The 13,178-nt window shown below is 43.7% G+C and carries 12 protein-coding genes; 7 read left to right on the top strand and 5 right to left on the bottom strand.

Features of this window, described 5'->3' with window-relative positions; all coding sequences use genetic code 11:
• The first annotated feature begins 102 nt into the window (after positions 1–102).
• The 5 genes from EXU57_RS05260 (at position 103) to EXU57_RS05240 (ending at position 5,541) form a co-directional block, all read left to right on the top strand.
• Entirely contained in the window at positions 103–2,820 is a 2,718-nt protein-coding gene (locus EXU57_RS05260) for a PAS domain S-box protein (protein ID WP_133267131.1), read from the top strand.
• A gap of 505 nt (positions 2,821–3,325) precedes the next feature.
• The gene (locus EXU57_RS05255; protein ID WP_133267130.1) at positions 3,326–4,021 is read left to right on the top strand and encodes an SRPBCC family protein; all 696 of its coding nucleotides are present in this window, start codon (positions 3,326–3,328) and stop codon (positions 4,019–4,021) included.
• A 300-nt stretch (positions 4,022–4,321) separates the two neighbouring features.
• Positions 4,322–4,549, top strand: a complete 228-nt coding sequence (locus EXU57_RS05250; protein ID WP_133267129.1) for a hypothetical protein — start codon at positions 4,322–4,324, stop codon at positions 4,547–4,549.
• Positions 4,550–4,647: 98 nt separating this feature from the next.
• On the top strand, positions 4,648–5,121 hold the full coding sequence (locus EXU57_RS05245) for a redoxin domain-containing protein (protein WP_133267128.1): 474 nt from the start codon (positions 4,648–4,650) through the stop codon (positions 5,119–5,121).
• Between the two features lie 159 nt (positions 5,122–5,280).
• Complete coding sequence (locus tag EXU57_RS05240) at positions 5,281–5,541, top strand: T9SS type A sorting domain-containing protein (RefSeq protein WP_165958038.1); 261 nt, start codon at positions 5,281–5,283, stop codon at positions 5,539–5,541.
• A gap of 119 nt (positions 5,542–5,660) precedes the next feature.
• On the opposite strand, the gene EXU57_RS05235 is transcribed toward EXU57_RS05240, so the two are convergent.
• Positions 5,661–6,833, bottom strand: a complete 1,173-nt coding sequence (locus tag EXU57_RS05235) for a class I SAM-dependent rRNA methyltransferase (protein ID WP_133267126.1) — start codon at positions 6,831–6,833, stop codon at positions 5,661–5,663.
• A gap of 113 nt (positions 6,834–6,946) precedes the next feature.
• On the opposite strand from EXU57_RS05235, the gene EXU57_RS05230 reads away from it, so the two are divergent.
• Together EXU57_RS05230 and dnaJ are read left to right on the top strand one after the other, a co-directional pair.
• Positions 6,947–7,513 carry a nucleotide exchange factor GrpE gene (locus EXU57_RS05230; RefSeq protein ID WP_133267125.1) on the top strand — a complete coding sequence of 189 codons (567 nt, stop codon included), beginning with the start codon at positions 6,947–6,949 and terminating at the stop codon, positions 7,511–7,513.
• Positions 7,514–7,716: 203 nt separating this feature from the next.
• Entirely contained in the window at positions 7,717–8,883 is a 1,167-nt protein-coding gene (gene dnaJ / locus EXU57_RS05225) for a molecular chaperone DnaJ (protein WP_133267124.1), read from the top strand.
• A 68-nt stretch (positions 8,884–8,951) separates the two neighbouring features.
• Here dnaJ and EXU57_RS05220 read toward each other — a convergent pair whose 3' ends face one another.
• The 4 genes from EXU57_RS05220 to EXU57_RS05205 all read right to left on the bottom strand — a co-directional run bounded on the left by EXU57_RS05220 (position 8,952) and on the right by EXU57_RS05205 (position 13,135).
• Positions 8,952–10,700 (bottom strand): YfbK domain-containing protein, encoded by a 1,749-nt coding sequence (locus EXU57_RS05220; protein WP_133267123.1) that lies wholly within the window; start codon positions 10,698–10,700, stop codon positions 8,952–8,954.
• Positions 10,701–10,839: 139 nt separating this feature from the next.
• Positions 10,840–11,388: a hypoxanthine phosphoribosyltransferase gene (gene hpt, locus EXU57_RS05215; protein ID WP_133267122.1), complete on the bottom strand. Its 549-nt coding sequence runs from the start codon at positions 11,386–11,388 to the stop codon at positions 10,840–10,842.
• Between the two features lie 38 nt (positions 11,389–11,426).
• Positions 11,427–12,488, bottom strand: a complete 1,062-nt coding sequence (locus EXU57_RS05210; RefSeq protein ID WP_133267121.1) for a glucosaminidase domain-containing protein — start codon at positions 12,486–12,488, stop codon at positions 11,427–11,429.
• A complete protein-coding gene (locus tag EXU57_RS05205) occupies positions 12,488–13,135 on the bottom strand; it encodes an O-methyltransferase (RefSeq protein WP_133267120.1) in 648 nt (215 codons plus the stop codon). The genes EXU57_RS05210 and EXU57_RS05205 overlap by 1 nt, the downstream gene beginning before the upstream one ends.
• Positions 13,136–13,178 lie beyond the last annotated feature (43 nt).

Here is a 13,178-nt window from a genome sequence, read left to right as displayed (position 1 = left end):
ACTGAAGGAACAGTCAAACTTCAAAAGGAATCAAACGTGTTAAATCTATATAAGAAGAAACCTGTGGCTCAGCCGGGTAACCTACCCGCTAAGCTGTACTATTTGCAAGAGGTTTTATCTAATCTTCCTTCTGCGATTTTACTTGAAGATGAACAGCGCAATATTTTACTTACCAATCAACGATTTTGCGACCTCTTCAATATACCATTCACCCCTGCTGAGTTACAGGATTATCAATCAATTGATCTGGTCCGGCAGTTTATTCAGCCACTTGTATCGCGTGACTTTTTCAGGGAGTCACATGCCATAATAAAGGCTCAAGTGCCTGTAAAAGATGAACACATCCGCCTTACCGACAATCGTGTACTCGTTCGGGATTATACACCCGTAAAAGCAGGTGATGGTTCCGATTTACACCTATGGGTTATGAAGGATGAAACCGTTGAGATTCGTGCCCGGGAAGAAGCAGAAGCAAAGAGACTTTTTTACGAGGATGTACTCAACAACCTGCCGTCGGATATCGCTGTTTTCTCACCTCATCATGAATACCTGTTTCTGAACCCTGTAGCCATCCGGGACCCCGAGTTGCGCAAATGGATGATCGGCAAAACCGATGAAGATTATTGCCGGCTTAAGGGTAAGGACCTTTCAATTGCAGAAACAAGAAAGAAGATCTACGAAAACGCGAGGGCCTCAAAAAAAGGTATTGAGTGGGAGGAACTGTTGGTTACACGTGGTGGCCAGGAGGAATACCATCTCCGCAGAATGAGTCCGATCTACAATGAGCAGGGTGAAATGAAGATGCTGATTGGGTATGGACTGAACATTAATGAACGTAAAAAATTTGAGCACCAGATACAGTTGAGTGAAAAACGTTATCGCGACTTATTTAACTACAGTAAAGCGATCATCTTCACCCATGACCTTGAAGGGAAACTGCTTACTGTTAACCCGGCACTGTGCGAACGTACAGGCTTTACCCAGGATGAGCTGATTGGCAAAAGCCTTAAACAAATTCTTTATTCAGAGGACCATATTACGTTTGACGCGATATACCTGAAGGAGTTTGAAATGGAAACGAAGGCCAGGGGGATCTTCAGAATATTAAACAGGGACGGTCGCAAGATCTACTGTCTATACGAAAACTTTAAGGTATCAGAAAAGGGCGAAGCACCCTATATCATCGGGTTTGCACAAGATGTTACAGAACGTATCAAGGCAGAAGAAGAACTAAAAGAAGCCAAACGACTTACCGAAGAAACCGCGAAGGTTAAAGAAGTTTTTCTTGCCAACATGAGCCATGAGATCCGGACGCCAATGAACGGCATAATCGGTATCTCCAACATGCTTGAAAAAACGGAGCTTCAGCCTGAACAGAAGAACTACCTGAAAATCATTAACGACTCAGCAAAAACGTTATTGAATATCATCAATGATGTACTCGATATTGAGAAAATTTCATCTGGCGAGGTACAAATTGAAAGCATACCATTTGACCTGATCAGTACAACCAATTCGTTGATCAGGTTATTTGAATACACCGGCAAGGAGAAAAACGTTGATTTCGTTTTCAATAACCAGATCGGAGATTACCTTCCAATCTGTGGCGACCCTACCCGTTTTAGCCAGGTAATGAACAACCTGCTTAGCAATGCGATTAAGTTCACACCTAAAGGTGCGATAACCGTAAATGCACTCATCAGAGAAGAAACGGAAGAAGACCTTACGGTAGAATTTTCGGTACAGGATACAGGTATCGGTATCGAAGAGGACAAGCTGATTAAGATTTTCAAACCTTATATACAAGCAAGCCCCGAAACGGCAAGAAAATATGGTGGTACCGGCCTTGGGTTGGCGATTACAAAGAACCTGATTGAACTTCAGAAAGGAAGCATATGGGTGCAGAGTAAACCTAATCATGGCAGTAAGTTTACGTTTACCATTACTTACCGGAAACCTGGAAAGGATGACATCATCCCTGCTGAAACTGAAGACAAACCAGGAAAAATAGAACTTGGCAAACTTAAAGTGCTCCTGGCTGAAGACAACCAGGTTAACCAGATGCTGGCACTAAATATCCTGAACTACTGGGGACTGGAATGCAAAACCGCCATGACCGGGGTAGAAGCCTTGCAATTAGCGAAGGAGGAGGACTTCGACGTGATACTGATGGATATTCAAATGCCTGAAAAAAGTGGGCTGGAAGCAGCTGCCGAAATCAGGAAGCTTGATGATCCTAAAAAGCGGGATACCCCAATAATTGCCTTGACAGCAATTGCCCTGAAGGGTGAGGAACAAAAGTATATTGCTGTAGGCATGGACGACTTTTTAACCAAGCCATTCAAGGAGAAAGCGCTGCACGACGTTATATCAAGGGTACTTAAACATGAAGGTGCATTTGGCCGCGCGTTTGCCGAAAGGGAACAAACATTGGCTGCAGTTGATGTGCCTGAAACCGTCCCAACAAGCACGGTAGATAAGGTTTATGACATGAAAAATGTTAATGAGCTTGCAAGGGGAAGTGAAGATTTTGTTGTTACGTTGACCAAGATCTTTATTGATACCATACCCGCCACGGTTGCTGAGATGAAGAAAGCGGCTGAAGTACAGGACTGGGATACGGTAAGCAAGATGGCCCATAAGATTAAACCCACCCTGGAGACCATGTGTATAGACAGTGTGAAAGATGACATTCGCACACTGGAAACTGACGGCAGAAAAAAGATTAATCTGGAAGCTTTATTCCCATTGGTATTGAAAGTGGAAGCTGTTGTTAACCTTGCAACGGAGCAGTTAAAACAAGAATATTCATTAACATAACTTACCCATGTAACTAGCATTAGTGGCCCTTAAACGGGCCATTTTTCATTTAGCCTAATACCGATTTGTTGTAGATCATTTTGGACATTCAATTAAGAAGCACTAACAGCGCTAAGTAATTTTCTACGCTTAACCCCTTCTACTCAAGAGTAGTTTTTGGGAACGGGGCCATTTGAGATGGTATAATCTCCCAAGTCAACGTTTGCTTGCACCTCTACCCTCAACCAAGTTTTAATAACCGGCAGCGGCAGGGATTTCTTGAGAATGCATCCCAGAATAGGTGCGGTGCATTGCCGAAAGGAATGCTAAGTTAGACTTCCCGTTTTGAATGAATACGGCGGGCATAACAGAGAGCACAGCCTTTAATGTGGCGCATAATGAAAGCACAGGACATTCCAATAAACCATACTCATAAGCAATCCTCAAAACAGGAGCACGCATACACTAGATGGCATGATTCTTAATCCCCTGTATAAAGATTTCAACATCATCTAAATAACTCCTTATGACTGAAAATATTTCGAAAGAAACCAATGCTGCTCATCGCAGCCACGTGAACATCGATTCAACCGAGCGAATCGTTTCTTCTGCGCTGGGTGGTCTCTTGTTGTCCCTTGGCCTAGTTCGGAACACAAAAGCAAAAGTGCCTTCGATTATTGCCGGTGCAATACTGATCGCCAGGGGACTTACCGGTCACTCATTTCTTTATAAGGCAATGGGAAAAGAGCGGGTTCCGAAGGTTGCAAAAAACATCAATATCAGAACAAGCATCGTCGTAAACAAACCCCGGGCAGAGGTTTATGCCTTTTGGCGAGAGCTTGAGAATCTTCCGTTATTCATGAGTCATTTAAAAAGCGTTGACAAAATCGACGAAAAGTATTCGGTATGGAAAGCCAAGATACCAGGTCAGCTTATTACGGTCGACTGGACTGCAGAGATTGTTAAAGAAGACCCCGATAATTTCATAGGCTGGAGTTCAATCCCAGACTCAACCATCGACAATGCAGGAAAGGTTGCTTTTGTTGATACCAACAATGGCGAAGGCACTGAGCTGGATGTAACGATAACCTATCGCCCACCATTGGGTGTGATTGGTGCAGGTGTCGCTTTGCTGTTGAATAATGTTTTTGAGAAAATGGTTCAGAATGACATTCATAATTTCAAGGTATTTATGGAAACCGGAAAACTGGTAAAAAAATAACTTACGCGTTGGGGCTGCTTTTCGTCGTTGGTGCAAATTCAACGATGTTCTACACCTCAGCTCTGGGAACAGTTACAGAAAGAGAAAGGAGTCACTGCAAAGTGACTTTTTTTTGTATAGCCCTATCCTAATCAATTCCGGTTTATTAAATTGTTTAACTACTAAATAAAAGCGCCTGCGAAAGCTTACGAGCCAAGAACCATACGATTATATTTGTTTACGATGGCACGGGCTTTATAGAAATTAATCACAGCCAACCATCGAATACTCGTCTTCTTAGTTCTTCTAAATGATAGCAACATGGAGAAACATACAAAAACTGCACATTTCAGTGGCGGACCAATTGATGGCCAAACCCGTCACCTGGAGAGCAACCAGACCCTTTATAAACATGAGCAACCCCCGCGTCCGGAGGACATCAGGCTTGGTGAGGTACCCGTAGGTTTTTTCCCGCCGATGCACGAATATTTGTATGTGGAAGAACCCGTAGGTAGTGGAACCTTTGTATTCAAAGAACAGCACCACTAATCATAAATGGGGTATATCAGTTCCTGCTGACCAATCGATGTTCCCATATACCCGCTTTAGGCGCTAAATCATTAACCCAAAATTCATAACAACACTACATGGCTCTACAAATTGGCGACATTGCTCCTGAGTTTACCTTGTACGACTCCGGAAAGCAAAAGGTTTCATTAGTTGACTTCCAGGGCAAAACAGTGGTAATTCTGTTTTACCCATTTGCTTTTTCAAGTGTATGTACTGCAGAATTATGTGACATGCGGGATAACCTGGGCATGTACAACAGCCTTAATTCCGAGATCCTGGCAATCTCAGTCGATTCGGTGTATACACTTGCCAAATTCAAGGACGATCAACAGTTGAACTTTACATTACTCAGCGACTTCAACCGGGAGGTGTCTTCAAAATATGGGGCCTTATACGATATATTCCCTGCATTAGAAATGAGGGGAGTAAGTAAAAGGGCAGCCTTTGTCATCGATAAATCGGGTGTGATTAGGTTTGCGCAAGTAAACGAAAAACCACAGGATCTTCCCGATCTCAGTAGCATACGGCAGGTGTTAGCCGCTGAGAATTAACAATATCTGGCAAAAATTTTGCGTTAAAGAACTTATGAGTTACTTTTATTAAGAACGAATGATAACCAGCGAATGATGAGAAAACTTCTACCTCTTTTCTTAATAATGTTCTGCACGTCCGCGAGAGCGCAGGTTCCAAAAACTTCAGCGCTGAATCCAATGGATTTTCATGAAAAAGTGCTTAAGTTTTATCCAAATCCTGCGGTCAGTTCGATAAATTTCGAATTCCAAAAGACAATCAATAAAGACTATACGCTGCAGGTCTATAATTTTGTTGGTAAAAAAGTTTATGAAGTAACGGCCGTTGGACAAAAAACAAATATTTCCTTAACTGATTTCTACCGTGGTGTATACATCTTTCAGCTTCGGGATAAAAGCGGTCGCATTATTGAATCGGGCAAGTTCCAGGTTGCTAAGTAAACTGCCTGGAGAAGCACTTCCTCCTGTATAAAAATATTAAACCCGCAGTTTGCGGGTTTTTTTGTTGTGCTGTATTTTTGCCGAAGCCCTGAGCCTGTTTCTTCGGCAGCCCCATTTGCCTAGAGTACTTGTATAATCAGAAATTTAAGGTAGTTGGTGTTTTCAATTCCCCAAAGTATAGGGTGGTCGCCGGACTGTGCGTTGAACATAACCTGCCGGATGTTTCTTTTCGCGTCTTTTGCGGCTTCCTGTATGGTCCTCATAAAAAGCTCAGGTGATACCAGGTTGGTGCAACTGCTGGTTACAAGGAAGCCACCGGGCTTGACCAACTTCATACCACGCAGGTTAATCTCTTTATAACCTGAAACGGCTTTCTGGATATTCTCACGGCTTTTGGTAAATGCCGGTGGGTCGAGCATTACAACATCATAGGATCGGTTTTCTTTAACCCATGCCTTAAGAACATCAAAAGCATTTACTTCAGAAAACTTACATACCTGCTCCAAACCATTAATTGTGGCATTTTTCGTAGCCTGTGCAACGGCGCTGGCCGAAATATCCAGGCCTAACACACTCCTTGCACCATAATGCGCCGCATGTATCTCAAATGTTCCGGTATAGGTAAACACACCAAGCACATCGGCATCCTTTACAATATGCCTGATTGCCCTCCTGTTATCCTGCTGATCAAGGAAGTAGCCGGTTTTCTGTCCGTTTTCCACATCAACGAGAAACTTCAAGCCGTTTTCGTTGATGAGTACGTTTGTATCGAAAGGCTGGCTTAGAAAACCCTTTTTTTGTTCCATTCCCTCCAGTTCCCTAACCGGCACATCATTTCTTTCATAAATACCTTTGGGATTGAACAGCGTCTCCAATACCTGAACAATAGTTTCTTTCCAACGATCCATACCAAGCGATAGTGTCTGCACCACAAAGTAGTCGTTGAATTTATCTATGATTAATGCAGGCAATAAATCGGCTTCACCGAATACAAGCCTGCAGTTTTCGATATACCCGGTTTTCTGCCGGTACTCCCAGGCTGCGGCTATCCGTCTTTGAAAAAATTTGGCATCAATTTGCTCATTGCGATCCCTGGTAAGCAAGCGGACAACAATTTGCGATTTGGGGTTTGCATATCCTCGTCCTACAAACTTTTGATCACTAGTATAAACCTCGACTATTGAACCCGGATCGACTGCACTGTCTATGCTGTTTATTTCGTTATTAAAAATCCAGGGATGGCCATTGCTGATTCGCGGACTTATCTTCTTATTCAGGATCACCTTTGTCATGGGGCAAAGATAATTTTCCGGATTGTCTCATCGGTTTTTTTAAAAATGTCAATTTGACCAGAAAAGCGCTTTGGCAAACACTTTGACCTTTAATTTTGCGCAAAAAATAAAGTATGGAAGAAAAAGAAATACCCCAGGAGGAAACGGCTACTTCAGAAGATATGATCAATTTGAATTCCGATGAAAATATGCCTGGGACTTCTCATTTGAGTGACCCTTTTGTACAGGATACAGAAAGCGAAAAGCTAAAGGCAGAGATTGCTGAACAGAAAGACAAATACTTACGTTTATTCTCGGATTTTGATAATTACAGGCGTAGAACAGCCAAGGAAAGAATCGAGCTCAGCCAAACAGCGGGTAAGGAAATTATTACTTCCCTTTTGGAAGTACTTGATGACTCCGAACGTGCCGAAAAACAATTTCAGGACACAACAGACGTTAACCAGGTGAAACAAGGTGTTACACTCGTGTTTAATAAGTTGAGAACTATTCTTCAGAACAAAGGTCTTCAACCCATGGAAAGCGTAAACACCGACTTCGACGTTGAAAAGCATGAAGCAATTACGGAAATACCTGCTCCAACTCCAGAGCTCCAGGGTAAAGTACTGGATGAAGTAACAAAAGGATATTACCTGAATGATAAAATCATCAGGCATGCAAAAGTAGTAGTCGGTAAATAGAACATGAATACCAATGCGTTCCGGTGATCAGGGAACAGCAGCAATATGGCTCTTTTCCAAAGCACCGGGATACAGCAATAACCGGGGAGTCGGGAGCATTTTGATCAATTACGCCGGGGTCGAGCCGGCAAACGGAATGGTAAAACTTATAACTGTAGGTGAAATAAAAAAATCCATGGCATGCACCATGGTATTTGCATAAAATGGCAAACAAAAGAGATTATTATGAAGTTTTAGGGGTAAGCAAAACTGCATCACCTGAGGAAATAAAAAAAGCCTACCGCAAAGTCGCTATGCAGTTCCATCCCGACAGGAACCCCGGTGACAAAGAAGCAGAGGAAAAATTTAAAGAAGCTGCAGAATCGTACGAAGTATTAAGCGATGCCGATAAAAAAGCAAAATACGACCGTTATGGTCATGCTGCTTTTGGTCCGGGCACGGGTGGTTTTAGTGGCGGAGCTAATATGGATGATATCTTCAGCCAATTTGGTGACATATTTGGCGAGGATGTATTTGGAAGCTTTTTTGGTGGTGGCGGAGGCCGGGGCGGCCGCGGCGGAGGAAGACGGGCGACCGGGCAGCGCGGCAGCAATCTTAGGATTAAACTAAAGCTGAGTTTCGAAGAGATCGCGAAAGGAGTTTCAAAAACCATCAAAGTAAAAAAGCATGTAGTTTGTACTACCTGTAATGGTAACGGGGCAAAAGATCAGGGGAGTATACAAACCTGTGGCACTTGCCAGGGAAGCGGGCAGGTTAAACGTGTAACCAATACTTTTCTCGGGCAAATGCAAACCGTTACAACCTGTTCAACCTGTAACGGAGAAGGCACTACAATTACCAACAAATGCGGAACATGTAAAGGTGAGGGACGTGTATATGGTGAGGAGCAGGTTTCGTTAGATATTCCGGCAGGAGTACAGGAAGGAATGCAACTAAGCCTGAGTGGAAAAGGCAATGCCGGCGAACGTGGGGGCATGCCAGGTGACCTGATTATACTTATTGAAGAAGAACCGCATCCTTTATTACACCGCGACGGTCTCAACGTTGCTTTCGACCTCTATATCTCGTTCCCGGATGCTGTTTTCGGCACCCAGGTTGAAGTTCCAACCATTGATGGTAAAGCAAAGATTAGGGTTCCCGCAGGAACCCAGAGTGGTAAGATTTTCAGGCTAAAAGGAAAGGGCTTTCCGGAAGTAAATGGTTACTCTAAAGGAGACCAGTTAATTCACGTAAATGTATGGACCCCGCAAAATGTCAGCGGCGATGAAAAGTCGATGCTCGAGCGTATGAATGCATCGAATAACTTCAAGCCACATCCCGACAAAAGCGAGAAAAGCTTTTTCGATAAAATAAAAGAGGCGTTTTCTTAAAGAAAAAGCTGATATAAACTTAAAGCGCAGTCAAGATTGTCTGCGTTTTTTTGTTGTGTTCTACTTAACTACCTGCGTTGTTTTCTTTTTGGGTAAAGCCTTTTTGCTTTTTGTACCAGCCCTGCAAATTCCAGTTGAAGCCGATCGTTTGGCGACACAGCTGTTGCAGCAAGTTGCTGCACATCTTCGATACTTACGTCCTTAAGATAACCAGACTGTTTTAGTATACTTCCAAACATAACCAATGCCGTGGCAAAACGAAGTGATGAGTCCGCACTCATAATGGGTTTATAGTTGGTCAACACCTTGAAAACATCGGCTCTTGTATCTGCGTTCCCCGGAATCGAATAAGTTAGTTTTAGTGTAGCTACCTGTTGGTTAACCGAACGGAAAAGTGCTGAGTCGGGCAAAATCTCGAATACGGATAGCAGGCTATGACCACTGCCCACCTCTCCTCCTTCGAGGCTACTCACACTGTCTTCAATAGCCGATTGCTTGTTATCAAAGCCAATCAAGCGGTATTGCCTGACCAGCGCAGGATTGAATTCGACATTCATAAACACGTTATTTGCTACCGTAAACACCGTTTGAGCAAACTCTTCCACCAGCACCTTTTCCGCCTCGTGTTCATTATCCAGGTAGGCAAAGTTGCCGTTGCCCTTTTTAGCAAGTGCCTCCAGTTTGCTGTCTTTATAATTACCCATACCCACCCCCAAACAAGTCAGGTAAATACCCGTTTGACGGTGCTTTGCGATTAGTTCTTCCAGTTCCCTTTCGCTGGTTACCCCAACATTAAAATCGCCATCGGTTGCCAATATCACCCTGTTGTTGCCACCCCGTATAAAAGTTTTTGTAGCATACCGGTAAGCTGTTGCAATCGCGGCTTCACCCGAGGTTGCCCCTGCCGGAGTAAGCCCTTCTAGTGCTTCAATTATCTTCTGTTTTTCGGCGCCCGAGGTTGGCTGAAGCATTATCGATACCCCACTGGCATAGGTGATAATAGAAACGGTGTCTATAGAACGGAGATTCTCAACGAGGAGCTTAAAACCGGTCTTTAGCAAAGGCAGCCGGTTCGGCATATCCATACTGCCGGAAATATCAATTAAAAAAACCAGGTTTGAAGGAGGTGTTTTGTCTAAACTGATTTTTTTAGCCCGCAGGTTGATATAGAGCAGTGCGCTTTTATCGTTCCATGGACAAGAGGTAATATTGGTGGTTACGGCGAAATTTTGCCCTGGTTCAACATTTTGTTTGCCCCCAAAATTAAAATAGTTCAGCATCTCTTCTATACGCACCGCATCTGCGGGGACCCTTTCGCCTTGATTTAAAAATCTCCTGATGTTGCTGTAAGAGGCCCTGTCAACGGTTAGTGCATATCCTGTTTCCGGGTACTTGCCTGTAATCACAAAGTCATTTTCCACGGTGCTGGAGTAGCTCTCCCCGATATCTAACTGCTGTTGACGCTTTTGGGCAAGTAGATTCTTGGTTAGACTTGCCAGCCGCTGCTTTGTGGAATTTGCTTTCAGGGCCGTCATCTTGAGGGTGAATACCTCGTATGTTGCAGATCGGACGGGGGCTGTAAATGTTTCATACCCGTCTGCTATAATTGTAATCGTATCGATCTTTAGGGTAGTAGGAACTCCAAATGCGCCTCCTGCACCAGTATAATAAGGGAAGTTGCCCTTGGAAAAAAACTTTATCCTGGCATTAGATACAGGTCTCCCCTGCTCGTCCCTGACTTCTCCACGCAGGTAAAACTGTGCAGCGGAAGAAAGCGATAGCATCAGCACAATCAACAATTGGAAGATCCTGTTCAAAGGAATGATTTGATATGAGAAGCATGACGAATTTATCGAAATTTAGGTACACGCACAATCGCCGGGCTATTAGCACAAAGGATAACAACCCGCAATGGTTAATGTCTCTTTAAATCGCTGACAACAACTGACTACTACGTCAATCTTCATTATCCTCGTCAAGCTGGTATAACTGGGAGAGATTGCGACCCAGCCCATCATAGTCCAGCCCGTATCCAACAACAAATTTGTCGGGAATGGAAAAGCAGGTATAGTCGATTGTTAAGGGGTAAGCGGTTGCCGTAGGTTTATGCAACAAAACGGCAATCTTAAGTGAAGTGGGCTGTTGGTGGTTGATCTGGCGGAGAAACTCCGTCATTGTTTTTCCGGTGTCGATGATGTCTTCCAGAATAACGATATCCCTATTGTTGATATCGGTATCCAGACCAATTGCAGTTAGGATTTGACCGGATGACTTTGTACCCTTGTAAGACGCCAGCTTTATGAAACAAACCTCCGCTTCGATCGTCAGGTATTTAAAGAGGTCGGCAGTAAACATAAAAGAGCCGTTTAATACCGAAATAAACAGCGGCCTTTTTCCTTTGTAGTCTTCATTTAGCCTGCGGGCAAGTTCTACTACCTTCTCCTGGATCTCCGCCGATGATATATAAGGAACGAAATACTTATCGTGAAATTTTACAGGAGCCATGTAGCAAGATTAAGGCGGCTAAGATAAGCTAATACGGATCACATCGAAGTAGCAGAGCTCCTATTTTCCATTGCGAGTCTTGGCGAAGCTGTCGCCTTAATCTTCAGGTATAACTTCTCTCCAACTGCAGGAACCATTCCCTTTTGAAGGTGATTATATTCCATCACGCTCGACATTTGAACCGCCTCTTTCTGGCAGATTTCGTAGAGCGACTCATTCAAAGCCACAGTGTGAAATTCATTTACGCCTTTCTTTGGCTTTTTTTCAAGAAATACCAACTGGTCATTTTCAAGTATGTCTTTATTGTCGAGCTCATTAAACTCCATAAGTTTATTATAAGTTACGCGGTGATTGTTTGCAATTGCAAAAAGCGAGGTTCCTGCTTCTGCATAAATCACTTTTGTGCCGTTCATGATAAACACGCCCCCGGGGTAATTGATTTTTTTGGCGGGTGTCGGCGAAACTTTGCCATCATTATTGATTGAACTACTGCTTTCTAAGGCTGATACCACTTCAGGCGATGGCTTGGAGACAGCCGCAAGAGCAAGTGTAGCGCCCGCTGCGGTTTTCTGGAGCGCCAGCAAAGTATATTGTTGAAGGTTGTGCTCTTCAATAACACGCATCAGTCGCTCAGCATAACTTGGATTAGTAGCATAACCGGCCTTTTTTAAGCCAACCGCCCAACCCTGGTAATCCGATGGGTGAATGGAAAACAGCGAAGCATAATTTGGACGGGTGCGAAGAAATTCAGAATGATCTTTATACGAGTCTTCAACACTTGCATACTTGCGGAAGCATTCCCCTTTTGCATCATCGTCATACGCCATGGTCTCCCCGATCCAGTCGCCCTTACACTTTATACCAAAATGATTATTGGCATTTTGAGCGAGAATACTCTGACCGGCTGCGGTTTCCAAAACGCCCTGGGCAAGGGTAATAGATGCGGGAATACCCGTTCTCAACATCTCTGACATCGCGAGTTCCTTATACTGCTCAATGTATCTAGCTGCCCTGTCTTTCTCTTTTTGGGCTACCGTTTTAAAAAAACAGCAAACACTGGCAAGAACAGTAAGAATAATCTTCGAAGTGTTGATCGTCATTATTTCTTTTTTATCAGTAATAATCCATCCCTAACGGTAAGCATCACCTGCTCTACCCGGGGGTCGTTGGCAACATGTTCATTGAAGTCGGCGATAGCCCTGGCGTTTTTGCCTGCTACAGGTTCCTTCAATACATGGCCATGGAATAATACGTTATCTGCGATAATGATCCCTTTTGCCGAAAGCCTGGGAACTACCATTTCGTAATAATCAATATAGCCGGTTTTGTCTGCGTCAATAAACACCAGGTCCCATTCCACGGGAATAGCAGGGATAATATCACACGCATTTCCAACGTGCAAATGTATAAGGGTTGCGTTTTTTGACCGGCCAATGTTCTTGCGGGCAACGTCTGCATCCTGTTCCCTGATCTCAATCGTGTGCAATGCGCCGTCCTTTAGCAGTCCTTCCGCCAGGCAAATGGCACTATAACCGGTAAAGGTCCCTATCTCAAGAACGTGGGTAGGTTGCAAAATAATGCTAAGGAAAGACAAAAATTTTCCTTGCACATGTCCACTTAACATATGAGCATGTTCGTGGTTCAGGGTAGTGTCGTCGTTTATTTCTTTGAGGACGTCATCCTCGGGTGAAGTGTATCTGGCAGCGTATTGTTCAGCAAGTTCATCGATCAATCTTACATCATTCATGCGGTATGATTGTTTTTGGACCAGGATCTTCCCTTAGCTGTTG

Origin of the sequence: Segetibacter sp. 3557_3, from assembly GCF_004354985.1 — a bacterium.
Classification (GTDB): Bacteria; Bacteroidota; Bacteroidia; order Chitinophagales; family Chitinophagaceae; genus Segetibacter.
Note: the sequence above shows the minus strand (reverse complement) of the source record. Positions and strands in the feature narration are given on the sequence as shown.